Raw genomic sequence first — 25,701 nt, forward strand, 5'->3', positions numbered from 1 at the left:
CCTTTTTTATAAAACAAACAGACTATGCGGGAGATTTAGCCTTGGCTTTTAAGGCTAACTCCAGCTTGTCATTGAGTGTTACGTTCGCTTGGCTAAGTTGACTAATATCTTGGTGCGCTTCAGCAATTTCTCGTTGTAGCTGACGATTAGCTAACTCACCGGCTTTTAGCTTGTCTTCCAGCTCGTTTAGTTGCCCCTGCAAGTTACCACTGTCAATTTGAGCATCAAGGATTTGCTCATCTAGCTGGCTCAAGGCTTGCTTAGTTAACGAGTGCCCTTGTTGCTCTTTTCGGTAGTTAGATTCGAGCGTTACCAATTGCTGCTTGAGCTCTTTAAGTTGATGCTCCTTATCCAATAAGCGGCTATCCGTATCTGCCATGCTATTGCTTAACTCAAGCTGAGAGTTAGCTGCTGCAAGTTGCTTACGAATTTGGTCTAACTCGGAAGTAGCTTCTAGGTATTTAGATTCTACTTTTTCTACTCGCTCACGCAGCTCTTGTTCTTGTTGCTGCGTTTTCTCTAGTTCTGGAAGTACTTGCTCTAGCTGAGCTTCTGCGCTTCGACTCACAGTATCTAAAGCCTGTTTATCACCACGCAACTCTTCTAGTTCTTGGTTCACAATCTGTTGTTGCTGAGTTAACTCTTGAATTGTTTGGGCATCTTCCAAACAACGCTGCTCTAATGCAATCAGCTTTTGAGAAAGCTCTTCTTCACGTTCCGCTGCGGCTGCTAATTCACTGCCATCGGCAGCTTGTTCTTGCAGCTCAGAATGAGCTTGCTTAGCTGCGGCTAACTCTTGGCTTAGTTGCTCGACTTGTTCTGCTAGTTGCTGCTGCTCTTCACGCTGTTGGTCACTTTGCTGCTGTAATGTTTGGCTTTGTGTATCCCGCTCTTGCAATTGTTTCTGCTGTTGTTCAAGACTTGTTTGTAGCTCTTGATTGGTGGCCTCTAAGCCTTGCTTAGTTTTCACCAAGCTAGTCATTCGCTCACTTACATCACAGTGTTCTTCGGTAAGCTGTTTGGTTAGCGCTAACTCTTTGTCTAGAGCTTCACTCATTTCTCCCAATTGCTTGCGCAAAGCCTGTTCCACTTCAGTTTGCTGTTGCTGGGCTTCTTTACCATTTTGCTGGTAAGCCTCTAGCTCTTGTTGATTCTCTTGTAGCTGCTGCTCAAGTTCTAGCTTTGCTACCTGCAAGGTCTGTAAGGTTTGCTGGTCATTTTCTGCTGCTTGTAGCTCAGCTTGAAGGCTTTGAACTTGTTGCTCAAGCTGTTGATACTGCTCCTGGTAGCTTTGAGTGCTTTGTTCGCTATCATGTAGGGCTCGCTGTGCGTCTTTAAGCTGCTGAACCTGCTCTTCACTTTGTTGTTTAGACTTATCTAACTCACCAAAAAGCTCGCTAGTTTTGGCTGCTGCTTGCTCTAATTTTTCACGCAGTTCTTGGCACTCTTGCTCGGCACTTTTTTGTAGCTTTGCGGCTTCATCAAGTTGCTGGCGGTGCGCCACAATAAGGGTCTCGCGGCCTTCTTCCCAGCCTTGCTGTTTTTCTTGGGTAAGCCGCTCGATTCTTGCTTCTGTTGATTGCGCCAACTGCACAAACCAATCATTTAGTGAATTAGCGAAACCGTTCGGCAATTGCGCAATAGCATGTTGCTGCTGATAAGTTTTAGTGAGCTGTTTTTGAGCACTGGCTTTAGCCTGCTCAATAAGCTGTTGAGAGGGGGGCTCTCCATTATGCTCGGTTAAAAAATCCACCAAGAATGCTTCATCAAATGAGCCGCCTTCAGCGAGCATTTGGTGAACCAAGAAATCTATATTTTCAGCGTCCATGACCTTTCCCTTTGGGTTTGTTCGCAACAAACCCAACACTACTATGTTGGTGGCAATCATAACCACCTATCACTATTGATTAGCGGCACTATACCAATCAGCCAATCAAAGGTGCAATCAACAGGCATTAAAACAGTTAAGGTAATCATACTATTGTGGTACTAACTGAGTTAAATCATGCTCAACCCGCAAAAAGCACGTCTTCAAAACAACTTAAAAGCGCAGCAATTATTTGTATTTACAAATCCATCACCTAATATTTAAGCTGAAAGGTTTATATTGAGTTATTCATTTAGAAATAAGATCAACAGTTAAGCTACTGGTGACTCTATGGTGTTAGTATGACTGATAAAGATCTCATAAAGCAATTACAGGGCTTTCCTCTCGCCTGGCACTGGGTTCGAAACAACAGCCAAGTACATTGCGATAGACCTTTAATTGATGCCTTATCGTACCCCAGCGAACAGCAATTAAGCTTAAAACAGTTAATTAGCCGTTTAGAAGCCGAGCAAATCACTTATTTGCAGCGCGCGATTTTCGATTCTCAGAACCAGCAACAAACTTTAGAGCTAAACCTGATTTTTAATATCAAAGGTAAACGCTATATTGGCCAAGTATTAATTTGGCGAGAACAAATAAACCAAGTAAACGGCTCCATCGAGTTTATTCTGCCCTTACTGAGTAAAGCTGAAGAACGAGAGTTAATTCAAGAACACTTAAGCGCAGAACTCATTCCTGCAGTGATCTGCAATCAAAATGATACGATTATTTGGCTCAATCAAGCAGCTTGCACCTCGTTACAACAAACCAGTTACCAATTGCTTGCCAGTAAAGTGGTTCACTCCGATGCCGATGAAAACGGCAAGGTTAAGCACTACATTAAAAGCCTTGGTGGCCAGCGAGTACCGCTAGATGCTCGTTTAAAAAGCATCCATACTAACGCCCCAAAACGACGCTTTACCCTTTATCAACTGGTTGCCGAATTAGCCCCTCAACAACAGCAGGTTTGGAATAGCGAAGCTAAATTTTCTCAACAACTGGCACTGGCTCAAAAGAAACTATCAAGGCAAGAAACATTAATCGTTTTTGCGCTAAAACTAGAACATCAAAATGAAGAAGCAAGCCTACGCCTTAAACAGCTATTGCTGGGTAATTTAAAAAAACTCAACCAAGCCATATCAATAGGTTTTTTAGGCAAAGGAGCCATTTCTGGCTTCTTAAGTGCGCCCAAAAAGCTACAACTTATTCAGCAACGTTTAAATAAAGCTATCACCCAATTATTGAAACCCAACGACCAAGCCAGCTTGGGGGCTATCCAAAGCCAAATGGGAGTATCGGTAATGGGTATCGATGCCAGCAATAGCCAACAGGCTATCAATCATGCACAAAAAGCAATGATAAACGCCGAGCCAAAACCGCTAGACCAACTTGCCCAACAAGCCAGCTTTTTTGACTCACGCCTAAACCAAGCTCGAGACAGGCTCAATCAATCTGCAATTCCGAAGAATAGTAAGCCAAGTAATAAAGGCGACCTGTACATCGATCTTAGTGACTAATCTTAGCCGCACGCACTCTACTTTTGATAATTCTGAACCAACCAAATAGTTTGCTATCTAAATACGGCAACTTATTAAAAAAACTCACTTTATTCGCTACATGGCGCTATGATTAAAGACATTAAGTGCTATAACAAATATATCTTTATTGAAAGAAAGGCCAATGATGAAATTTATTTCCAGAACTCTCATCTCTTTGCTGTGTATATTCGCTGCTCAATCTCACAGCTTAGCTACCTCTCTAGAACAAAGTCCTTTCTACAATAATGGACCGCATTACCATCTAGACAACAAGCTGGTAATGGGTCGAATCGAGTTCATCTACTATGCTGATGTTGACTCGCTCAAGGGAGTGGGAGTACCAGCTAAAATTGACACAGGTGCCGATACCACCTCGATTCATGCACTTAACATTAGCATTCAAAGTAGCAACCCCAAATTTGCCGATTTACAAGGCGAAGCCTTACTTAAAAGCATCGCAGAAAGCTTTGGCGATCCAGATAGCGAATGGTGGCTAGACAGTTTTGATACGCCTGAGCGAAATATCAATGCCACAGTAAAGTTTGATTTAATTCACCCCCATACTGGTGAAGCAATTACTTTAGAGCGACCACTTGCTAGGCTCAGTGGTATTCAAGGGCGCGGAGACCACGGCATACTCTACCGCCCGGTGATTGAGCTTGCTTTGTCGTCGGGCGACATTACGGTAAACACAGCGGTAAACCTTACCGATCGCAGCGCCTTCTCCTACCCCATCTTAATTGGTAAAACCTTTTTGCGAGAGCAAGCTTGGGTGGACTCGAGTTATGACTACTTGCAGCAAGAACCTGAAGCAAAAATCATCAGCAATAAAGAAACCGCCTATTTAGACGACCTTCCTTTAGCAATAAGTGTATCTTTGGCTAATCGACGCACCAGCCTCAATGCTGCGAATATAAAGGTAGATAAAGACAAGAAGCAAGTGAGCTTTGAGGCAGTAGGCAAAAACAATAAATCCAAAGCTTATACCTTACCACTGCTTAAAATGTTGAAAATTGGCGATAAACATCACCCAATGGTGAACATGCCTATTAGTATTGGCCAAGAACTAAAACATATAGAGTTACTACTGCGTGATCGTTCTAAACGCTCTACTCAGCTGCGTCTTGGCACCGAAGCACTAAACCAGTACTTCCTCATTGATTTAAGTGCTGAGTTTTTAGCTGATAAAGCGCTTAAATCTGCCATGGACTTTGCAAATAAGCCACCTTTAATGATGAGCCCAGAAGAGCTGCTCACCATTGATGATGTTACTTTTAAAGCCGAACCCTCTTTTGCTGTTAATACTTCCCTAATGAGGGTGAAAAGCTTAAAAACACTAGAACGAAGCGAGCAAAATAAGCCAATAGCAGCGTTTTCAGCCACTGACATCTACAACAAGGTTTATGTATTTGAACAGCCGATTGACCGCAACATTGTTGTTGGTGAAGTTACTCGCCCAGTGATCACTCCCAAAATTGTCCTAGCTGGCAAAAACTACCAAACTGACATTGCACTAGAGCTAGCCAGTAAAGACGAGCCTGAAGAGCTGCTCATCGGCGAGAGTTTTGCTGATGGCCCGGTATGGGTGAATACACGTACCAACAATATTTTTGATAAAAGAGCGGTAATTCGCGCCGGTTATGTAGAACAAGCCAAAGTAGAAGGCTTATCGATTTCAGTAAAATTGGATACCGGTGCAGATGTCAGTTCGATGCATGCTGAGCAAGTAAAACGCTTTGAAAAAAATGGCAAACCCATGGTGACGTTCACCTATCGCAATAGCGACGGTTTAGAGCAGGAGTTCACCCGAGAAGTGGTTGACGAAATGACCATTAAGGCGCGAGTAGGCGAAAAAGCCAATTCTCGTCCGGTTGTAATGATGGAAGTTAAACTAGGAAACGTAACAGAGACAGTACGGGTTAACTTGCAAAACCGAGAGAACTTTAGCTATAGCATGATTTTAGGTAAGAACTACTTACGTAATGGCTTTGTAGTAAGCAGCGACGGCCGTTTTATTCTTACCAAGCAGCCATAACTTGCAGATTTAAAACGGCCCTTGGGGCCGTTTTTTGTTTCAACTAAAACTGATACTTAAGGCCAGTTTTATCCAAGGTTTTATAAATACCTCGCTGGCCTTTGGTGGTGGTTCCTTTCATGCCACCCTGGTCTCGTAGCTTCTGGCGAATTTCAAGCCATTCACTACTTCCCCAACGAGAAGACTGTGACTTAAGTAGCTCAAACTCTTGATTTAAACGCTCTACTAATTCTTCGCCCTGGAAGAAAAAGCCCACTTCGTTATTGTAAAGTAACGAACGGAAATCAAGATTGGTAGTTCCTACAAAAGCAGACTCATCTACTACTATAAACTTCGCATGCAATTTGCCGTAATAAGTATCGCCTCCCAAAGACACCGCATCAGGTTTACCTAATTGATAAAAGAAAATTCGAGGGTGATTAACTAAGGCTTGCCATTCTGCCGAGGCGATAAAATCTGGGTTATTTTCGTGTAAATCTAAATCAGACTCTAACCAGGTTTGGCGCATCTCTTCACTCATTAAAATAGACGGCACAGTGTGCATATCAATCACTGCTTGAGTGAAAAAATTATCACTACTTAGAACCGAGTTAGTAATGATTTCAATTTTGCGCTCAGGATCTTTATTCAGCCACTCTAAGGCCGTATTTACATCTTTTTCTAACACCCCTTCATCTTTCAACAGGTCAGACTGTAAAAACAGGTAGGGTGACACTACACGAATAGTCGTTAAGTCATTGTCACCGTATGCTGCGCGCGCCAAGATACCACTAATTGAATTAGCATTAGCCTTTTTGTTGCTACTGTAGTTGCTCACTAAATCCGTTGAGCTTAAGTTATCAAGTTCATGAGCAAAACGAGTATCAACCGGAGAGAACCCTTCCTGTAAATATTGGTCGATGGTTTGGTAAGCCGCCGCAAACTCGACGTTCCCTTTAAGCTCTGCTAGCGAATCCAAAGACTGCTGCATCCTCGCGCTATAAGGAAATGTAATTGATAGGCGTTTATTGCCAGGCTTTGAGAACAGCACCGAGTAATAATATTCGCTTAATTGTGCGGGAGAATTCTTTATATGAGCGTCAGCTAACGGACGAATAAGCACTTCTAAATCTTTAAAAGCATTAGGGTCAAGCTCACCATGATGGTCTAAACCGTAGTAATGCAGCGAAACATTACGTCCACCGGTCATTACCCACGCTTTATCTGGATAAGCACCATCAGCAATGAGCAATTTGTCGTGAGAACGACGATTTGCGTCTGAACCAAACTGGGTGAGAGCATTAAACACTACCGCCTGAACACGTGCTCGATTGGTGGTAACTTCACCATTGCGGGCCTTTACAAAACCAGCACTTTTAGCACACTCAATAAGGCCTTTTAGATCGCCATGTTCCATACTTAGCGAGCCCAAACTGTCGACCATAATGCGCACATCAACGCCGCGCTTTACTGCCTCACATAACGCTCCCAAAATGGCATCACCAGAAAGGTCGGGAGTAAATATATAGTAAGCAAGATCTACACTATGTTGTGCTTGTTCAATCAGGTGGATTTTAATAGCTAAACTTTGAATGGCCTCTTCGGTCGTGGAGCCAACAACTTTCACTGTTGCCGGTTGGCTAGGTAACTCAGATTCTGAGGCGAGTTTTAAATAGTCTTTTTCTAGCTCATCTGCTGCACGCCAGCGCCTATCTTCTAGTTGTTGGCTTGTCCACGAGTCTTCAATCGCATAATCTGGCGCGGTAATTTGAGCCGAGCAGGCCTGCAGCATAAGTGCTACAAGTACCAAACATCCCTTTTTAGTCATTAGCAACATCCTGTTGTATCAAAACTTCAATTTAGCTAGCAAAAGCCGCGTTAACTCGCTTAGCAAGATTATACCCTAGTCCGGCAACTTTACACTGGCAGCTTCATCGCTTCAAAGAATACATAGAACCTTAATAACTCGCTGTTTTTAAAAGCATAGGCTATTTTTATAAGAACATTTTTTAATCTTGAGAGACACCAATTAATGCGCTTTATGTTGGCATTGTTGCTATTGTTTAAAATCTTGCAAAGCCACAGCCTGCAGGCCGCTACCTATACTGTTTACAGCATCGATGCCCCACCCCTTACCATGCTTGATACGAAACAAGCTGGCATTGTAGGAGATGTGGTCATCGAAGCATTCACCCGCTTAGGACACCAAGTTTTACTTCAAGAAGTACCCTGGAAACGCGCCCAACGGATTACCCGCGAAGGCAAAAACATATTTATCATGCCTCTGGCTTTGCTACCTAGCCGCGAAGAGCACTTTACTTGGGTAGCTTATATAATGGATCTAGAGCGTAGCTTTGCCACCACTAAGCTGCGTATTAATGACTATCAACAAGCCAAAAAAACACTTAACAAGGTAGGGGTAGGTCTAGGTTCGGCGCAGGCTCAAATACTTAAAAACAAAAATTTTTTAGATAGCCAAATAGTGGAACTCAAAATAGGGCCAAGCACCGCCAAGATGCTGCAATTAGGCCGCATTGATGCTTGGTTTAATGGCACACCTGAGTCTATTTGGTATTGGAACCAGCAATTTCCCGAGCAGCCACTCATTATTGGCGATCCCGTTGTCACGAACTTATTATTTTTAGCTGCTTCTAAAAATACCGATGTTAAGCTGGTTCAGCAAATCGCCATCCAGATCCAACTTTTACACGACGAAGGTTTTGTTGAAAAAACCAAACAGCGTTACTTAGCCCCGCAGTAAGCAATAGCAATAAATGCTGCGCCACTTAAGACTCATAAGATTTAGACTTATTGATCAAAGGAACAATGCTAGCTCCTTGCACCAATATAGAAAAAACCACTACTGCATAGGTCATCACTAAAATCATCTCACGAACATCGATGTTCTTCTCCGGTAATACCATCACACCTGCAGGCACAGACATGGCCATAGCCAAAGCCAAACCACCACGTAATCCGCCCCAAGTTAAAATTGGTAGTGACATTGGGTTGTACTGTTTAAACAGTGAAAAGCCTAAGTAAGGAAGAGCAACACTCACTAAACGGCTTAGCAATACCAAAGGGATGGCCAATAGCATTAACCACAAATCTTCTAAATGAAAAACAAAGCTGATCAACACCAAGCCAATCATCAAAAACAATAGGTTATTCAAGAACTCTTCGAGTACATGCCATAGGTGGTCAAAGCTTTGTTTACTAGCTTGGGTAAAATGCTGCTCGCGGGTGATATTGCCAATATAGATGCCCGCCACAACCATTGCTAAGGCGCCAGACACGCCCAATTGCTCAGCAAATACAAAGCCAGCAGTGGGAATAGCCAAACTCACCAAGAGCTCCAATGAATCATCGTCGGTATGTTTAATTAAATAGTTGGCAACTAAACCCAAAACAAAACCATAAATTATGCCACCACCGGCTTCTTGCAAAAACAACCAAGAAATAGCGGGAACACTCAAGGTTTCATGGGAGAAAGCAATGCCAAATACCGACACAAACATCACTAAACCGAAGCCATCGTTAAATAGAGACTCACCCTCCACCTGAATCGCGATTTGCTGAGGCGCATTCATTTTCTTCACAATAGCCAGCACGGCGATGGGATCGGTTGGCGAAATAAGCGCGCCAAACAACAGACAATAAATAAAATCCAAGGGTAAACCGATGTAAGGCAATAAGCACCAGAGCAAACCAGCCACTAAGAAACTCGATAACAAGGTTGAAAATAGCGCCAAAACAGCAATCTCCACGCCTTGGCTCGCTAAGTGTTTTAAGTTTATGCCCAAGCCACCAGCAAATAGCAGAAATCCCAACATGCCATGCAACAACAGATTCTGAAAGTTGATCGCATTAATAGACGCTATAAGCTGCGGAAAGCTTTTTAGTACACCAGTTTCTCCCAACAACATCATTATCAAAGAAAGGACAATAGAGGCAGCGGTTATAGTAATGGTTGATTGCACCGACCCCACTCGGCTATTGATATAAGCAATCAGCATAGCCAAGGCAGCCAAGTAACAAAGACTGTAATAGGTTTCCAAGACTTAAGTCCCTTTAGCGGAGCAGCGAGTACTGCCAAGAAGATGTGCCTTTAGTATAGGCAACACCGCTACTAAAAGAGCAACGGTTTCCCCATGCGCAGCTACGCAAACAAAAGCTCTAACAGACGAAGCAATATTTCGAGAAATGAAAATATCCAGAGGTGAATGCCAATAGCCAACCTAAGGGTGTTGGCTATTAAAGATTGAGCGGATTGCCTAGGGTTAAGCTTGCATGGCACGTAGCACTTCTAAGCAGGCGCCTATGGTGTGGTAGTCAATCTTTGCTCCGGGCCTTGCAACAAGTGTATCTTGTACCTGCCCTTCTCTACTTAATACTCGCCACCAAGGCTTATGTTGAGTCTCGCAGAAAAACTGCCAGCTATACTTCCACAGGCTGTCATAAGCGCTCCAATACTCCTGCTTGCCGGTTGCTGTTGCTAACAGCGCGGCGGCGGCAAAAGATTCAGCTTGAACCCAAAAGTATTTTTCATCATCACAAACACTGCCGTCTGGGGCTATTCCGTAATATAAGCCACCATATTGGTGATCCCAGGCTTTCTCCATGGCAAAGCCAAACAGTTTCTCTGCACAAGGGAGTAACCACCCAGCCTTATGATGACGAGATAACATCACCAACAATTTTGCCCATTCGGTTTGGTGGCCAGGCTGGAAGCCCCAAGGGCGATAAAGGTTTTTAGGATCGTCGCGATTAAAGTCCCAATCCACCTGCCAATCTGCTTGATAATGCTCCCAAATCAAACCGTCTGTGGTGTAGCCTTGGCGTAAACAAATGTTTTGTGCAATCGTGATAGCGCGATGCAAATAACGTTGCTCTTGAGTAGCCTCATACGCAGCAATCATCGCTTCACAAGCATGCATATTGGCATTTTGGCCACGATAATCGCTTAATTCGCTCCAATCGGCACTGGCTTCATCGGCGTACAAGCCCCATTCTGCTTGCCAAAAGCGCTGTTCCATCAAATCAAAGGTAGCGGCTAACTGTTGTTTGGCACCTGCTCGCCCCAGCTTCACGGCGGCTGAATACATCAGCACTACAAATGCTAAACCATAACAAAGGTTACTTTTGTCTATTGGGCTATCACCATCAAGTACCCAATTGTAAGCTTGTCGTTGTGAGTCAAAATGCTGTTGCTCAACAAACTTAAAGCCATGTTCTGCCAGCTGCAAATACTCGGTATTATTATCCAATAAACCAACATGGGCGAATATGTAAGCGAGTCGTGTTGAGCTCACCAACTGCTTAAGGCCTTTTTCTTCGGCTTCCCCATTAGCGGCAATGGCTTGAAAATATCCGCCTTGCGGGTCAATGGCATGCTGCTGATAAAACTGACTAAGCGCACTTACATGCTGCTCTAAAAACTGAGAACTACGAAAAACCGGAAGCATGACTACTCCTTGCTTTGAATGAATGCGTGAATGTCTGCAGCGCTGGGTAAGGCGCTCCATGCACCGCGTTTGGTAACGGCTAGCGCCCCTGCGACCACTGCCGCTTGTAAGGCATCTAGCAGTGGAGTTTGTGAATCAATAGCCTGAGTTAACGACTCCCGCTTACAAATGTTTTGCTGCATAAGTGAAGCCAGCCAAGCCCCGGTAAAGGCATCCCCAGCCCCAGTGGTATCAACCACAGTAACCTTGGGTGTAGCAAGGCTTGTCTGCCAATTAGCCGTTAGGAGCTGCACATCTTTGGCACCATCGGTTAATAGGATAAGGCTTACCCCTCGCTCAAAAAGAAATGTCGCTAAATCATTTACCTGGCCAAGTTTACTAAGGTAATCCCACTCTTCTTGACTGAGCTTAAGCATATCGCTAGCCGCGGCCGTATCTATCACCCGCTGAAAAAGCTGCTCGGTGCTTGCCCAAAGCGGCAAGCGTATATTCACATCAAAGCTTATAAGCAAACCAGCTTGTTTAGCTGCAGACAAAATATTAGAGGTGGTTTCTGCAATATCATTTTCGGTAAGGGTATTAGAGCAAACATGTAAAATACCCTCCTCTTCTAGCACCTGTTGTGGGAAATCATTTAGGCGCACTTTTAGATCTGCAGTCTCACTGCGTTGAAAGCTAAAGCTGCGCTCTCCTTCTGCGTCCAAACTCACAAAGGCCATAGGAGTGGCGTAATGCTTGCAGCTTAACAGGTAGTCACAATTTACCGCTTGACGTACTAGGCAGTCTCGCAGGTAGTGCCCTGCGGCATCGTCTCCCACTTGCCCTAGCATTAAGGCTTGATGGCCTAAGCCTGCAACGGCCACTGCTACATTGGCTGGCGCGCCACCAGGATATTGCCCATAAATAGGAATATCTATTTTACCTTGGCGTTGAAACTCCAAAGGGATCCAATCCACCAATACTTCACCAAAAGCGAGTAAGCGCGGCATAGTGTGTCCTCGATAAGAATGGCTAGATAACGTTACACATAAAAACTGCAGACGTCAGCCGCTAAGGAAAAGATTGTGGCTGTTTCCCAAGATTTTCCGAGCGAGGTCACGAGCTGAAAAAACTCAAGAAATGAAATAGCAGAAATGCGCGTTTAGTAAGAAATTTTCCCACGTAGCTGCTTGGTTTGGCCACGCTGCGTTTTTTTATCCATGCGGCGACGCTGAGAGCCATAAGTAGCCTTGGTGGGACGACGTTTTTTTTGTACAACCACCGCGCTTAGGATCAACTCTTTTAAGCGTTGTAAGGCATCTTCTTTATTTCGTTCTTGAGTACGATGACTTTGCGCCTTAATGATTAATACACCGTCTTTGCTTATTCGTTGATCGTTGAGTTTAAGCAAGCGCTCTTTATAAAATGCAGGCAAGCTTGAATGGGGAATATCAAAGCGCAAATGTACCGCGCTAGAGACTTTATTTACGTTTTGCCCGCCAGCACCTTGAGCACGAATAGCGCTGAGCTCAATTTCCCATTCACCTAAACTAACGGTATTAGATATTTCCAGCATAATTTATTAGTAGCCTGTGCGCCTAGAAGTGGTCATTGTAACAAACTGCTGCAAGGGGCAATACCAAAGTATCAAGCCTTAATGGCCACCAAATGTTGAACGGCTATTAACGCTTTTGTGGCAGCAAACAAGCCGAGCTTTCACTAAGCATGAGTTCAAACTCTTCATGAGGCAAGGGCTTAGCAAACCAGTAACCTTGGGCAAAATCACATCCGGCTTCACGCAGTAAGTTAGCTTGGTGCTCTGTTTCAATACCTTCTGCAATAACATGAATGCCCAGTTTATGCGCCATCACCACAATCGCTTTACACACAATTAAGTCATCACCGTCTTGCTCAAGGTTATGAATGAACATGCGATCAATCTTGAGATATTCAATATCAAATTTTTGCAGGTAAGCCAGTGAAGAATAACCGGTACCAAAGTCGTCTAAGGCTACCTCAACGCCAGCCTTGCTAAAGGCTAATAGCTTTTCATTCACTACAGGGCTGTTTTCCATCAGCAAACCTTCGGTAATTTCCATTACAACATCGGCGCTAGATAAACCCGCTTCCGACAATTCGTTTAGCCACTGATTAACATCGCATTCTGCTTCATAATATTGTTTGGGAGAAGTATTAATACTTAGTTGAATTGGACTTAAGCCGCGCTCTTTCCAGGCTTTTAGTTGAGCAACCGCGGTGCTAAATACCCAATTACCGATTTCTACTACCACACCAGTTTCTTCAGCAACATGAATAAAATCGCTAGGGCTTATCCAGCCTTGGCTAGGGTGTAACCAGCGTACTAGGACTTCTGCCTTAAGCAGCTCACCGGTATTCAAGTCCACAATGGGTTGGTAGTGTAAATGCAGCTGCTTTTTAGCGACCGCTTGGCGTAAATCGTTTGCTAACAAACGGCGTACTTGAGCCTGCTCCTGCAAGGATGCAGTGAAGTAACTTAAACGGTTACGCCCCTCTTGTTTGGCCACATACATTGCTTGGTCGGCATGTTTTAGAAGGTCGTCAATTTTCTCACCGTCATTTGGCGAAAACGCCACACCGATACTGGTTGAAATATACACCCGCTCAATGCCAAGCTGGAACGGGGTGCTCAAAGTCTTAAGTACCGCCTCCCCCAGTTCCGCTACCCTACTACCGTCACCGGATTCATTGAGCAAAATAATAAACTCGTCGCCACCTAAGCGGGCGACATGTTCACCTTGCAATATACAATGTTGAATACGCTGAGCAGCAATTTGCAGCAACATATCACCCATGTCGTGACCCAGAGTATCGTTAATGCCTTTAAATTGGTCTAAATCCAACAGCATTAAACTCACGCGCTCGGTTTCTAAACGCGTGGCTAAGGCATCACTAAGAAGCCGATTGAGCATACGCCGATTAGGTAAGCCGGTAAGTGGGTCAAAGTTTGCTTGCTGCCATACTTGTTCTTCGGCCTTTTTACGCACCGCTACTTCTTTACTCAGTGCCGCAGTACGCTGTTTAACTCGCTGCTCCAACAAGGTTCTACTGGTATAAACCTCACCAGCCATAGCATTAAATTTGGCAATTAACGCGGCAATCTCAACCGGTATAAACCAGCGTTTAGGGTTTACAAACTTGCCCATCTCACCATGAGAAATACCTTGAGCAGTATCTACTACTTGGCTAATTGGCCGCACGATCATACAGGCCAAATACCAGCTAATTACACCCACCACAAATACACAAAGCAGGCTGACAAAAAATGCATAGCGCTGCAGTTTTAAAGAGTAGGCCTGCAGCTCAGTGAGGGGTTGAGGAACAATAATCCCCCAGCCAGTATTTTCGACCTTGGCGTAACCAGCGATCATGTCGGCTTGCAATGCGGGTGAATAAAACTCACTCACACCAAAGTTGTTATCTCGCATCAGCACAACTGGCGCTAAGCCAGAAAGATCTTTCGCTCGAATACTCCACTGCTCGTTAGGGTGCGCTAAAACTCGCCCGTATTGGTCAAAAATAGCCACATGTCCTAGCTCACCAAATCGCACTTCAGACTGACTTTCTAGCAGGTATTGAGTGCCCAAAGCGCCCATTAGGAAACGATCTTGGCCTTGGTAAACCGCTAAAAAGATGGTCGGCTGAGGCACCCCTTCTACCACTACCCCACTAAAATACACTTGGTTTTTGTTTGCTCGAGCTTGCTCCATAGCTACTTGAACCTGCGCAGGCACACTGTTGAAAATGCTTAAGGATGATTCGCCATAAAAGAAGCGTTGGCCTCGCCCTTGCTGCCACTCAAACAAGGCGTATAAGTTTATTTCTTTAAGTAGTGGTGATAAGTCATTATGAAAATGTTCAAGACTGATTTGCTGGTTAGCACTGCTAAAAATAGCTGCTGTATCGTTGGCATAACGAGCCAGTGCAGTACTTAGATTGCGCGCGATTAGTAAGTGCTTTTCATGCACTGTGGCGGTTTCATTTTGTTGAACTTGATGCTGAACCCAAGAGCTAACCATTAAGGTCGGCAGCAAAGCCGCAAACATGCAAATAACAAACAAAATATAACGTAGAGAGATCCGCCGATTCATCCTTGAGCCAGATATGTTAAAAAACAAACGCCGATTTTACATGATATTCATCCATATATGAGTTAATTTTTGCAAAAACAACGCTTAATTGAGCAAGCACTTTTAGCGCTATGTATTTATGCTTAACTTAAGTAGCTCACAGCCCAAAGATTTAAGGCACTTATTTAGTCTTTTGCAGATAAAATTTAGTTAAAACTATTCGCAGCTAAGTGGCATCAAGTACCTCAAATAGCACTCTACATATGAATCAATAAATCTGATACATATTTAAAACTTAACAAAAGTGCAGTTATTAGCTCATTGAAACCAAGCTAAGTATTTTAAAACTGCTTACATTCAGTCAAATTCGCCCCGTTCAATGCTTAACAAAGCCTTTTGGGGGCTGAGCTAAACCGAAATAGCAGCCCTTAGGCAAACCAGCACTTGCTCAAACACTCTGTCAATCAAACATGAGAATACTTAAGCCAAAAGTCTCCTCCTTAACAACAGAAAATAATCCTCACAAAAACAAAAACTTAGATCAAGCATCATTTTTTATGATACCAATAGGAATAGCCCCGAACTGGCAGCATAATCGAAACAATCAGCCTAGCTAGCGAACATTGATATCGCCACAAAGCTCGCCAAAGCACGCTTTACCGGCTAGCCGTAATCCCTTTAAGCCCTTATTTTTATTAATCATAACTTCTGTCCCTTAGTTACCTCTATTGGAAAACAGCAAATACAGTTTTAAGGTCTTACTTGTTAGCTAGGTAAGCGATAGCTCAGTTTGTAAAAAATAGTTAAAGAAGTAGGCTCTACAAGCAAAGCAGCATGAGTATAGGACAGTAGTTACATTAACTATCTGTAAAATAAAGATTAAAGCTTATTCTAAAAGCTAGATTTGTTGATTTTCGCCCATAAAAAAGCAGCTGCGTAAGGGCAGCTGCTCATAAGAGTAATTTATATCAAGCTAGCATCACTAGCCTAGCGATAAAGCTTACGCGACTGATTCAGCCACCTCAGCTTGTGGCTCTTCTAACTTTACCGGAGCTCCTAAAGCTGGGCGTAGGGCTTTAAGTACTTGGTGACGTGTAACCACACCAACTAGTTTACCACTATCTACTACTGGGAAAATCTTCGGACGGTAAACACTACTGTTACGTAAACGCTCTTCTAAAGGTTGGTGAGTAGAGCTTAGCAAAACACCTGACTCAGATACTGGGTAAACTTGGGCAACATCAACACTCATGTACTCAGCTAATTTTAATAAGTTGTGATTAGGTGCCACGGTCATAATATCCTTTTGCATAATGCTTGCTACGGTTGTTGTACTTGGTTTGCTGTAATCTTCTAGCCACAGTTTTCTTAAGATTTCTAACTCTGAAACAAAGCCTTGTAGCTCGTTGTTTTCGTTTACCACAACCGCTCCAGATAACTCTTGAGCTACCAGCGCGTCACAAGCACTTGCAATGGTCATGTCAGGGCTAAGTGCATTGTCGGCAGGAGACATGATGTCAGCGACTGTAATTGTTTTTAAGTTTTGCATAGTAGGTTCTCCAACAGGACCAGAATATTGATTTGATAAAACAGAAAATTTAGGACGTACAGGCTCAAGCTGACTACCGCGGCTATATACCGACCAGTAACCCAAGCCTACAATCACAGCGCCGCCAATAATGTTGCCGATAGTGACTGGTATTAAATTGTGTGAGGCAAAATTTGCCCAAGTTAGGTGCTCGAATGCACTTGCTTGAACGCCAACTTGTGCCCAAAAGCTAGGTTCAGCCCAGGCTTTAATTGCAATGCCGAGTGGTACCATAAACATGTTTGCCACTACGTGTTCGAAGCCGGTGCTAACAAACATGGCGACAGGCAATATCACCAAGGCAGCTTTAGCGGCACTGGTTTTAGCACTAAAGGTCATCCATACGGCTAAGCACACCAATAAGTTACATAACATGCCCAGCATCACCGCTTGCATAAAGCCATGTTCTAATTTGTGTTGCGCTATAGATAAGGCATTAAGCCCCCACTGACCGTGATCTAGCTGGTAAAGCTTTGCTCCACTCACCACCAGTACTAGCAGTAAGGCGCCAACAAAGTTTCCTAGGTATACTTTGCTCCAGTTAGCTAGCATGGCGCGTGTATTAAGCTGCCCATTGGCCCGCGGAATAATTGACAACACGCTACTAGTGAATAGCTCACCGCCACATACCACCAACATCACTAAACCTAAGCTAAAAGCCAAGCCACCAAGTAGGCGACTAACTCCCCAGCCCACTCCTGAAGATCCAGTAGTTACCGTGATGTAAAAAACGAAAGCTAAACCAATAAACACGCCAGCACTAAGCGCTAAACTCAAGGTTTTAGCAGTAGTATTAGTTGCCTTTTTATAAGCATACTGCTCGGCAAACTGGGTCATTTGATCGGGGCTTAGCGCGGCGGATGAAATGCTCTCTTTAGGCTTTTCACTGCTTACTACTGTAGGAGCTGGCAATCGCTCCACTTGAATATGATTCATCTACACTAAAACCTGTAATAACAAGCAACTAGAGTCGCTAATGACTGAACGTGTTATTACAATATCGATAAAGCGTTGGGCTGGTAAGCGGATAATTTTTATGAGCTATATCAAAACTTCTTATAGCACCTATGTTTACTATACTTAGCAGCTAATACAGCCTCTTAAAAACATTTCTGGAGTAAGCGATGCGCTATTCTTTAAAGCAACTTACCGTATTTGAAGCCGTTGCAACCCACGGCAGCGTAAGTGCAGCCGCCGACAAGCTCGCGCTCACTCAATCTGCAGCGAGCATGTCGTTGGCTCAGCTTGAAAAACTATTAGGAAAGCCCCTATTTGATAGGCGTGGCAAGCGGATGGTGCTCAGTCAGTGGGGCCTGTGGCTGCGGCCAAAGGCCAAGCAGTTACTGTTAGACGCCATGCAAATTGAAGAAGGGTTTGCCGAACAGCAGCTAGTAAGTGGCGAGCTGCAGCTTTGCGCTAGCCAAACCGCTGCTGAACACTTAATCCCGGATCTCATCAGTAATATTGATAATAACTTCCCCCAGCTACGCATTAGCTTTTCCGTAGAAAATACCGCTGAAGTGATTAACGGCTTAATTAACTACGATTACCAGCTAGGTGTGATTGAAGGGCGCTGTGACGATGACCGAATTGCTCACCAAGTATGGTGTAACGATCACTTGGTGATTGTGGCCGCCGCCCACCACCCTTACGCTAAGTTAGAGCGGGTGAGTATTGCCCAGCTCGAACAGGCTCGTTGGGTACTGCGCGAGCAAGGAGCAGGCACCCGAAGAGTATTTGATAGCGCTATTCAAGGCACCATTGACTCACTAAAGGTTCACCGGGAATACGAGCACGTGCCGGTGCTGCGTTCCTTAGTGGCCAACAATAGCTATTTAAGCTGCCTGCCTTACCTAGACGTAATAAAAGCTCTAGAGTTAGGTGAGCTGGTTAGGCTAAACGTACCTGAGCTAAACATTGAACGGTCTTTATCCTTTGTATGGCGTAACGACACCCCCGAAAACCCACTTCGCGACTTAGTGATTACTGAAGCGAAGCGCATGTTCAAAGTCCACCATCGCGATATGTAACTAAAAGGCTTGCATATAAAAACAAAAGCACCTAGATTAAATGATAATGATTATCATTTAATCTAGGTGCTTTATGAATCGCTTATGTCTTTTATCTAGCTTACTTAGCAGCAGTGCCGTAGCAAATACAGTTCCCAGCTCTGAGAGCCTAAACCAATGGGAGTCACTGGCCGTGGCTTTATCACTGCTCGCTACAGCAGTATTTTGCTTATGGGTAATCCGCAAAATAAAAAAGGCGCTAAGCGCGCCCTCACCAAATAGCTTGCCTAGCCATTGGCCTACAGAGCCAGTTGCTAGAAAAACACCAATAACAATAGTATCGAGTTAGGCCAATAGCTTAAATTGGCCAATGTTATATGCTGGTACCAAAATCCTCATAAATCTTCTGATATTGCTGTTGAGTGCGCTGTAAAGAAAACTCATCCAAAACCCGTTGCCGGCCTGCGCGGCCAAATTCAATGAGTCGCTGCGGTTCAGCGAGTGCAGTTTGGATGATCTCTGCTAGCTTTTGGCTATCATCAAAATCAAATAACCAACCATTTTGCTGCTCTTGCACCAGAACTCCATTTCCGCCCACCTTGCTGGCAACCACTGCCCGCTTGTAGGCCAATGCCTCCATAATGGCCAAAGACATACCTTCGGTTCTTGACGTCATCGCCAGCAATTCGAAACAGTTATAGATTTTGCTGCGATCGCTTACCATGCCATGGAAAACAACTTCGGCATTAGCCAAATGCTGTTGGGTAAACTCTTGCAGCGGAGCCAACTGGTCGCCAGTGCCAAAAAAGTGCACTTCAACCTTTTGTTGTATATCACTAGGCAATAAGCGGATTGCTTCAAGCAAACTAATTTGGTGTTTAAGGCTTACTAAGCGCCCAACTGAGCCAATACGTAAACGCCCATCTTGCGGATGAGGAACAATGTCTTTCTCCTCCGGCATCGCAATACCGTTATCAATTACCGAAGAATCTACATGCTCCCATCCGTGCTCTTCGTGAAAGATTTGCTGACCCTCTTCCGAAACAAAACAAATGCTGTCGATAAATCGGCGGGCAAAGCGGTGCACTTTACGCCAACGATTAGTCGCTAATCGCGCTGCGCCATGGCGGGTATAAACAATTTTACGCTCTAAACAAAACGGCAAGATAGGTAGGGACAACATAACTGCAGAAGGAGAATGCATGTGAATAATTGGGTGACGCCGATAAGCTTGCCACAAGCGCAATTGCACAAGACCTTTCATGCCGCGTATTACCGTCACTTTAATATTAAGCTCTTCAGCAACCGCCACAAGAGGGTCATCATGATGCCCCAGAGATATAATTTCAGGCTCCATTCCCTGAGCACGCTGTTCTACACATAAATCAATAACAAAGCGTTCTGCTCCTCCCACCTGTAAACTACTCACAACATGAGATATCTTTTTACTTAACGCGCTATTCACAATATCATTACTTATTTGACTATCCTTAGTGGCATTATGATAAGCCAGTTAGGGGTGAAGGATCACTCTCTAACTCAAAGAAATTGTTAATTTTTATCAAAGGGTTTAACAGAATGGATTCTTCATTGCGAGTACTTGAGGTGGTACAAAGCCTCGAGCGAGGCGGTCGCACAGTTAGATTCATTACCACCGTAGCTGGATTAAGAGACAACGGTGTGTTTGTGCTGCCGGTAAGTTTTAAAACGCCTCACAGTAGCGATCAACAACCCGACCAGCTAGAAGTGCTGCATACTAAGGCCTTTGACGGCCCTTGTATTTTTTACAACTTAGTCAGATTGATTAAAAAACACCGGATTAACTTAGTTCATTGCCACTGCGACCGCAGTATGATCTGGGCAGGTTTGGCGGCTAAGGTGTGCAATGTGCCTACTGTACTTACTTTTCATCGTTCAATTTTACGCTACTACCAAGAAAATCGAATAAATCGCATTTTAAGGCGCTTAGCCAACTGCTTTGTTGCAGTTTCCGAGCAACGCAGGCAGTTGCTTATGCAAAACCTGGGTTTAAGCGAACAACGCTGCTTAGCTAATCATGCTGGAGTCGATACCCAAATTGCTCCTTTACAACCTGCTCAAGCGCGCAAAAACCTCCAGCTTCCCGACAATCAAATTATTTTGTTTAGTGCCGGCCACTTAGGGCGAATTAAAGGCCATCAAGATACGCTGAAGGCTTTTAAACTGTTGCCACAGCAGCAAAGCTGCCAGTTATTTATAGCAGGTAGTGGCTCAAAAAAAGAGAGCAAGGCGCTGCTGCGCTATCGCGATAAATTAGGACTGCAAGAACGGGTGCATTTCCTTGGGCAAATTAATAACACCGCAGAATGGATGGAGGCTGCAGACATTTTTGTGCAACCCTCGTTAGAAGAAGCCTTTGGTCTAGTATTTATCGAAGCGGGCTTGCGCCATACTCCTGTAGTGGCAACTCAGGTTGGCGGCATCCCCGATATTGTAATAGATGGTGAAACCGGCTTTTTAGTGCCGGCCGCAAAGCCAGAACAATTAGCAGCCACCATTTCTAAGCTAATTGATTCTGAAGCATTGCGCGAAAAACTTGGTGAGGCAGCGGAGCAGCGTGTTCGCTCACAGTTCGATACCCAGCATATGATTAATAATTATTTAGGTATTTTTAACCAACTTCTCAAGGAAGCTTAAGCGAGAGCAGCATGGACAAGAACTCGATAACCGTTGTAATTACCCCGCGAGACCGTTACTCAGGCATTATTAATTGTATTCGCAATTTATACCTATGCACCGAACAACGCTTTGAGCTAAAAGTCATCGACTTAGATTATCCGTCTTCACTTAAGCAAAAAATCGAAAAAGAGCTAGCTCAACACCATAATGCCGAACTGCTTAGCTATGGTTTAATCTCGCCAATTCAAGCAATGCAAAAAGTGAGACCTCTTATCGAAACAGAATACGTAATGTTTCTTGATAATGATTCAAACGTAACGGCCAATTGGCTTCCACCGCTATTAGAGATAGCCAACAGCGATCCACAAATTGCGGTGGTAAACCCGGTAACACTCGAGAAAGAAGGTGTTGATAAAGGCGCAGAGTTACGTAATCACCTATTCACAAATGCAGTTCATACCATTGATTATCAAGGTGAAGATTACCTTATTGAACATAAGTCTTTTCGCCGCTCATTACCTGAGGAGCTTCCTCAAGGTATCCAAGAAAGTGAAATGTTCGAGCTACATGGCGTGTTGTTTAGCACCAAGGCCTTAAAAGACATTGAACTGCCAGATATGGTGATTCGTGAACACATCGATATAGGCATTCAACTTCGTCAAAAGGCTTACAAAATTGTCACTCAGCCTGAATCAATCATTATTTTTGATAATCTAGGCACCAGAATGGCTTGGTACGACATGAAGTTCTTCTTCTTCCGTTGGCACCCTAAATATACCGAAGCCTCCTCACGCCTTTTTGAACAGCGCTGGGGATACCGCTTCTATTCCGAACAAGCTATGTACTTATGGGTATTTAGACGTAAGGTGTTTTTATTTGCCCGTTGGTTATACGTTCCGGTTAATGGGGCAAATATGGCAGTGCGTATTGCCGCCAAGCTTCGTTCGTATATAAAGCCTGTGTGGGACCCCATCAAGGGTGTGGAGCAAAAAGCCTCCCCCGCCCCACTCAGTATGTTTTCTAAAGCCAAATAAAAAAAGCCCGGCATAAACCGGGCTTTTTTTATTTATTGTAAATTCTTAGTCTAAAGAAACACTACCGTTTATATCCGAAGATTTGCTGTCATACAGTTTATGAGGAAATTGTTTTTCCAAATAGATTTGGTCAGACTGGGCAATGGAAGAAGAAAAGCGCAGCTTCATTTTTCCGTCACTGTTAATACCTTTAACCAAGCCAACAACCTTGCGGCCGCGCATCATTTGACGACAATCGTGAACGAATGAACTTGGCACATGACCTTTAACCACGGTGACTTTTCCGGAACGCAATTCACACACAAAGGTGTAATGAATATGCCTCAAACGGTACACCAAAACTGCTAAAGCAATAAAGCCAATCACTATGCTGATAGTCAAACGAACACTCCCTGTGTTTAGTTGCTAGCCGAGTAAAATCAAAGCGTTATTGAGCCTTGAAGTGAATAAACTCAACAAGGGTAATATTATGCGCTTCAATTGACTAGGTTTAAGTTCAAAATTTTGATAGCAATCAGTAATTTATGCTTGTTTTGATAGCTTGATCAACAAAATGTTTACAAACAACAACTTGAAAACATTTTCAATAATTTGACAAAAGCGAACAATAGTTAACTAGATAATTAAGTTAAACGTACAGAAAACCAGCTCATTAAGAGTGAAAAATAGGCGGGAGGAAAAGACTCGCTGTCATAGCTGACAGCGAGAACCTTAAACTTACTTCTTAATACCTTCGATCACTAAGTCCATTGCTACGGTAGTAGATTTAGGACCAAGGTTAGTAGGAATACCAAAGTCTTTCATCACTAATTCTGTTGAGCCAACAAAACCAGCACGATAACCGCCCCATGGGTCTTTACCTTCACCCACTTTAGTCACATCAATCACGATGTCTTTCGTCACGCCACGCAGCGTAAGCTGACCATAAAGCTTGCCACCTTCGTCACCATTCGCTTCATATTTGCTGCTTGTAAAGCTTGCTTCTGGGTATTGGTCTACCGCTAGGAAGTCTTTACTGCGAATGTGCTTGTCGCGCTCAGCGTGATTAGAGTTCACCGAAGTAGCATCAATTTTAACGCTAACGGTAGTCGCCTCTGGCGCCGCTTGGTCGTAACTAAAGTCACCACTAAAGGTATCAAAGCGGCCTACTACAAAGCTGTAACCTAAATGGTTAACTTTAAAGTTAATTGAAGCATGTGCACCGCGAGTATCAATGGTGTAATCGGCAGCGCTAGCCGGTAAGGTTAAGCCCATAGTACTGGCTAACAATAATGCGGCTTTAAGTTGTGTTTTCATTGTCTGTCCCTTTAGGTTATTTAGTCGACTTAAGCATTCGAACTAAGGTGTTATCTTTATCTATAAAGTGATGTTTTAGAGCAGCAAAGGCATGACCTGCAGCCAATACAATTAGTGCCCAAGCTAAAATCTCATGAATATCACCAGCCAGCTCTTCTTGCTGAGCAATACCGGTAATAGTGGCGGGAACCTCAAACCATTCAAACACTACAATGGCACGTCCATCGGCGGTAGAAATTAGGTAACCCGAAATCATTAAACAAAATAATAGTGCGTAAAGCAGCCAATGACCGACTTTAGCTCCCTGCTTTTCCCAAGCTTTATGGTTAGCTGGAGACTCTGGATGTGGATTCAACATTCTCCAAATCAGCCGGAATAGCATCAACATAAACAACAATATCCCAACACTTTTATGGATCATCGGGGCGGTTTGGTACCAACTAGAGTAATAGTTTAAATCAACCATAAATAACCCTAGCCCAAACAAAGCAAAAACACTTAATGCCACCAACCAATGGATAACAATGGCTACCCATCCATAAGTCTGTTTGGTATTGCGAATACTCACTCGGTCCCCTTAAATATCTTCTGATATTACGTCGATGAAACTAGCATCGCTTAAATCCACAATGAAAAAAATTGAATTTTATGTGAAAAACCATTCGAACAATTAGAAAGAAAACCGCTCAAAGTTTTACTTCTCTCTCAAAAAAGCAACAAAACATCAGCAAAAGATCTTAGTTTATTTGTACTTTTAGTCTTAAAGCATAGTGCTAAATAAAGCTTAAAAGCGCCTTAAAAACCAAGATTTAATCAGCCAAGTGGAAAGTTACCTATGCGCTATGGCATAGCTTGTTTGCGGCAGGCTAACGTCACATTACAGTAATAAAATATTCATTTTACCTACTATACTTTTTACTGCACATTTTGCGTGTCTCGCAGCCGCGAGAAGAAATCACATTGGGCACAAAACACTAGGTATATTGAGCCCAATAAAGTAAGGCTTGGAGTAGGCTTATGAAACGATCACGCTTTGATGATATGGATGAATGGGATGAAGAAGACCTGGTCCATAACGCAAAAAGTCATAAAAACCAGCGGGACAAAGCACGTGCTCGTCGCCGCATCGACGAATACAACGAGCGGAAACAATTAGAACGCTACATAGACGAAGACTATAACTAGTCACAGTAATCGCGGAGGGGGTAGTGTTGGCACTTCCCCCTTTTCTATTACCATCACAACAAGGTATTTAGCTATGCAAGCCATTATTCCCTACCTTAATTTTTCAGGTAAAGCCGAACAAGCTTTAGCTTTTTATCAGCACTGCTTTAAAGGCGACGTTATTGCATTAATGCGCTTTAGCGATAATCAAACCGACATGCCAATTCCCGATGAGTTATTGAATAAAGTGATGCATTGTCACTTCAAAGCCGGAGAACTGGAGTTTATGGCATCCGATGGTATGCCCGGAGAGCAGCTAAAAAGCGCGGGTAATATCGAGCTCAACTTAAACTTTTCAGACTTGGCCGAGCAACAACAGGTGTTCGAAAAACTCTCTGAAAACGGCAGCATCACCATGGGTTTACAAGATACGTTTTGGCAAGCGCGTTTTGCTAGAGTGTGCGACCAGTTTGGCATCAACTGGATGCTAAATTGCCCTCTCAACTAAGAAATTGATGATGTTATTTACATGCCACGTTTGCGGAAAAACTGCGCGGGATCACCGGGGCTTTCTTGGTACAACTCAAATGACTTCTCAGCAATTATCTCTCCTGCTAATTCAATGGTCATGCGCCAAGTTCCTAGCTTATTGCTAATGGGAGCCCAAATGGTGTCACCTAAATAAAAATCCCAATCGTTGCTGCGAATGTACTCTTCACCATCAAAAGGCGCCATAACCTCGCCATCTTCATCTGGGATATTGGGGTGGTAGATGCAATAGCGAACCTTCTGGCCTTTGGCTTTCTTAATCTTAATAATCAAGCCGAATTCAACATCTATTTGAGCTTCAACTTGAGTGGTAAATCGGCTAACCTGCGGCAGTGCTTTAGCATCGCTATCCCATTTGTTGTAAATACCGTAACTGTGTAACTTAACTTGGGGTTTTGCCTTCGCCATTGCTGTAAAACTCGCCTAATAGA

Annotated in this window: 21 protein-coding genes; 8 read left to right on the forward strand and 13 right to left on the reverse strand. The window is 43.7% G+C overall.

Annotated elements, in window-relative coordinates; translation table 11 throughout:
• Positions 1 to 22: 22 nt before the first annotated feature.
• Positions 23 to 1,828: a coiled-coil domain-containing protein gene (locus K5620_RS17825; protein ID WP_016403390.1), complete on the reverse strand. Its 1,806-nt coding sequence runs from the start codon at positions 1,826 to 1,828 to the stop codon at positions 23 to 25.
• 341 nt (positions 1,829 to 2,169) lie between these two features.
• On the opposite strand from K5620_RS17825, the gene K5620_RS17830 reads away from it, so the two are divergent.
• A complete protein-coding gene (locus K5620_RS17830; protein ID WP_016403391.1) occupies positions 2,170 to 3,384 on the forward strand; it encodes a hypothetical protein in 1,215 nt (404 codons plus the stop codon).
• Between the two features lie 163 nt (positions 3,385 to 3,547).
• On the forward strand, positions 3,548 to 5,440 hold the full coding sequence (locus tag K5620_RS17835; protein WP_051147661.1) for a putative ATP-dependent zinc protease: 1,893 nt from the start codon (positions 3,548 to 3,550) through the stop codon (positions 5,438 to 5,440).
• Between the two features lie 43 nt (positions 5,441 to 5,483).
• On the opposite strand, the gene K5620_RS17840 is transcribed toward K5620_RS17835, so the two are convergent.
• Positions 5,484 to 7,247 (reverse strand): phospholipase D-like domain-containing protein, encoded by a 1,764-nt coding sequence (locus K5620_RS17840; RefSeq protein ID WP_016403393.1) that lies wholly within the window; start codon positions 7,245 to 7,247, stop codon positions 5,484 to 5,486.
• 204 nt (positions 7,248 to 7,451) lie between these two features.
• On the opposite strand from K5620_RS17840, the gene K5620_RS17845 reads away from it, so the two are divergent.
• Positions 7,452 to 8,180 (forward strand): substrate-binding periplasmic protein, encoded by a 729-nt coding sequence (locus K5620_RS17845; RefSeq protein ID WP_016403394.1) that lies wholly within the window; start codon positions 7,452 to 7,454, stop codon positions 8,178 to 8,180.
• A 25-nt stretch (positions 8,181 to 8,205) separates the two neighbouring features.
• On the opposite strand, the gene K5620_RS17850 is transcribed toward K5620_RS17845, so the two are convergent.
• From K5620_RS17850 to focA, 6 genes are all read right to left on the reverse strand, one after another.
• The gene (locus tag K5620_RS17850; protein WP_016403395.1) at positions 8,206 to 9,477 is read right to left on the reverse strand and encodes a cation:proton antiporter; all 1,272 of its coding nucleotides are present in this window, start codon (positions 9,475 to 9,477) and stop codon (positions 8,206 to 8,208) included.
• A gap of 222 nt (positions 9,478 to 9,699) precedes the next feature.
• Positions 9,700 to 10,884, reverse strand: coding sequence for an AGE family epimerase/isomerase (locus K5620_RS17855; RefSeq protein WP_016403396.1), 1,185 nt, complete (start codon positions 10,882 to 10,884; stop codon positions 9,700 to 9,702).
• 2 nt (positions 10,885 to 10,886) lie between these two features.
• Entirely contained in the window at positions 10,887 to 11,873 is a 987-nt protein-coding gene (locus K5620_RS17860; protein ID WP_016403397.1) for a carbohydrate kinase family protein, read from the reverse strand.
• A gap of 152 nt (positions 11,874 to 12,025) precedes the next feature.
• Positions 12,026 to 12,439, reverse strand: a complete 414-nt coding sequence (arfB, locus tag K5620_RS17865; protein WP_016403398.1) for an alternative ribosome rescue aminoacyl-tRNA hydrolase ArfB — start codon at positions 12,437 to 12,439, stop codon at positions 12,026 to 12,028.
• Positions 12,440 to 12,545: 106 nt separating this feature from the next.
• Positions 12,546 to 14,993: an EAL domain-containing protein gene (locus K5620_RS17870; protein WP_016403399.1), complete on the reverse strand. Its 2,448-nt coding sequence runs from the start codon at positions 14,991 to 14,993 to the stop codon at positions 12,546 to 12,548.
• Positions 14,994 to 15,972: 979 nt separating this feature from the next.
• The gene (gene focA, locus K5620_RS17875) at positions 15,973 to 17,496 is read right to left on the reverse strand and encodes a formate transporter FocA (RefSeq protein ID WP_016403400.1); all 1,524 of its coding nucleotides are present in this window, start codon (positions 17,494 to 17,496) and stop codon (positions 15,973 to 15,975) included.
• A gap of 188 nt (positions 17,497 to 17,684) precedes the next feature.
• On the opposite strand from focA, the gene K5620_RS17880 reads away from it, so the two are divergent.
• Positions 17,685 to 18,590: a LysR substrate-binding domain-containing protein gene (locus tag K5620_RS17880; RefSeq protein WP_016403401.1), complete on the forward strand. Its 906-nt coding sequence runs from the start codon at positions 17,685 to 17,687 to the stop codon at positions 18,588 to 18,590.
• A gap of 352 nt (positions 18,591 to 18,942) precedes the next feature.
• On the opposite strand, the gene K5620_RS17885 is transcribed toward K5620_RS17880, so the two are convergent.
• On the reverse strand, positions 18,943 to 19,998 hold the full coding sequence (locus tag K5620_RS17885) for a glycosyltransferase family 4 protein (protein WP_016403402.1): 1,056 nt from the start codon (positions 19,996 to 19,998) through the stop codon (positions 18,943 to 18,945).
• 149 nt (positions 19,999 to 20,147) lie between these two features.
• Between K5620_RS17885 and K5620_RS17890 the strand changes: the two genes are divergently transcribed.
• Both K5620_RS17890 and K5620_RS17895 read left to right on the forward strand, forming a co-directional pair.
• Complete coding sequence (locus K5620_RS17890; RefSeq protein ID WP_016403403.1) at positions 20,148 to 21,245, forward strand: glycosyltransferase family 4 protein; 1,098 nt, start codon at positions 20,148 to 20,150, stop codon at positions 21,243 to 21,245.
• Positions 21,246 to 21,256: 11 nt separating this feature from the next.
• A complete protein-coding gene (locus K5620_RS17895) occupies positions 21,257 to 22,261 on the forward strand; it encodes a glycosyltransferase family protein (RefSeq protein ID WP_152784182.1) in 1,005 nt (334 codons plus the stop codon).
• Positions 22,262 to 22,306: 45 nt separating this feature from the next.
• Here K5620_RS17895 and K5620_RS17900 read toward each other — a convergent pair whose 3' ends face one another.
• The 3 genes from K5620_RS17900 to K5620_RS17910 form a co-directional block, all read right to left on the reverse strand.
• Entirely contained in the window at positions 22,307 to 22,642 is a 336-nt protein-coding gene (locus K5620_RS17900) for a DUF3634 family protein (RefSeq protein ID WP_016403508.1), read from the reverse strand.
• 336 nt (positions 22,643 to 22,978) lie between these two features.
• A complete protein-coding gene (locus K5620_RS17905) occupies positions 22,979 to 23,557 on the reverse strand; it encodes a YceI family protein (RefSeq protein ID WP_016403509.1) in 579 nt (192 codons plus the stop codon).
• A gap of 16 nt (positions 23,558 to 23,573) precedes the next feature.
• Positions 23,574 to 24,125 (reverse strand): cytochrome b, encoded by a 552-nt coding sequence (locus K5620_RS17910; protein WP_016403510.1) that lies wholly within the window; start codon positions 24,123 to 24,125, stop codon positions 23,574 to 23,576.
• Positions 24,126 to 24,574: 449 nt separating this feature from the next.
• Between K5620_RS17910 and K5620_RS17915 the strand changes: the two genes are divergently transcribed.
• Both K5620_RS17915 and K5620_RS17920 read left to right on the forward strand, forming a co-directional pair.
• Positions 24,575 to 24,742 carry a PA3496 family putative envelope integrity protein gene (locus K5620_RS17915; RefSeq protein ID WP_016403511.1) on the forward strand — a complete coding sequence of 56 codons (168 nt, stop codon included), beginning with the start codon at positions 24,575 to 24,577 and terminating at the stop codon, positions 24,740 to 24,742.
• A gap of 73 nt (positions 24,743 to 24,815) precedes the next feature.
• Complete coding sequence (locus K5620_RS17920; protein ID WP_016403512.1) at positions 24,816 to 25,229, forward strand: VOC family protein; 414 nt, start codon at positions 24,816 to 24,818, stop codon at positions 25,227 to 25,229.
• 17 nt (positions 25,230 to 25,246) lie between these two features.
• On the opposite strand, the gene K5620_RS17925 is transcribed toward K5620_RS17920, so the two are convergent.
• Positions 25,247 to 25,678, reverse strand: a complete 432-nt coding sequence (locus tag K5620_RS17925; protein ID WP_016403513.1) for a DUF3859 domain-containing protein — start codon at positions 25,676 to 25,678, stop codon at positions 25,247 to 25,249.
• Positions 25,679 to 25,701: the final 23 nt, after the last annotated feature.

Source organism: Agarivorans albus, from assembly GCF_019670105.1.
GTDB lineage: Bacteria > Pseudomonadota > Gammaproteobacteria > Enterobacterales > Celerinatantimonadaceae > Agarivorans > Agarivorans albus.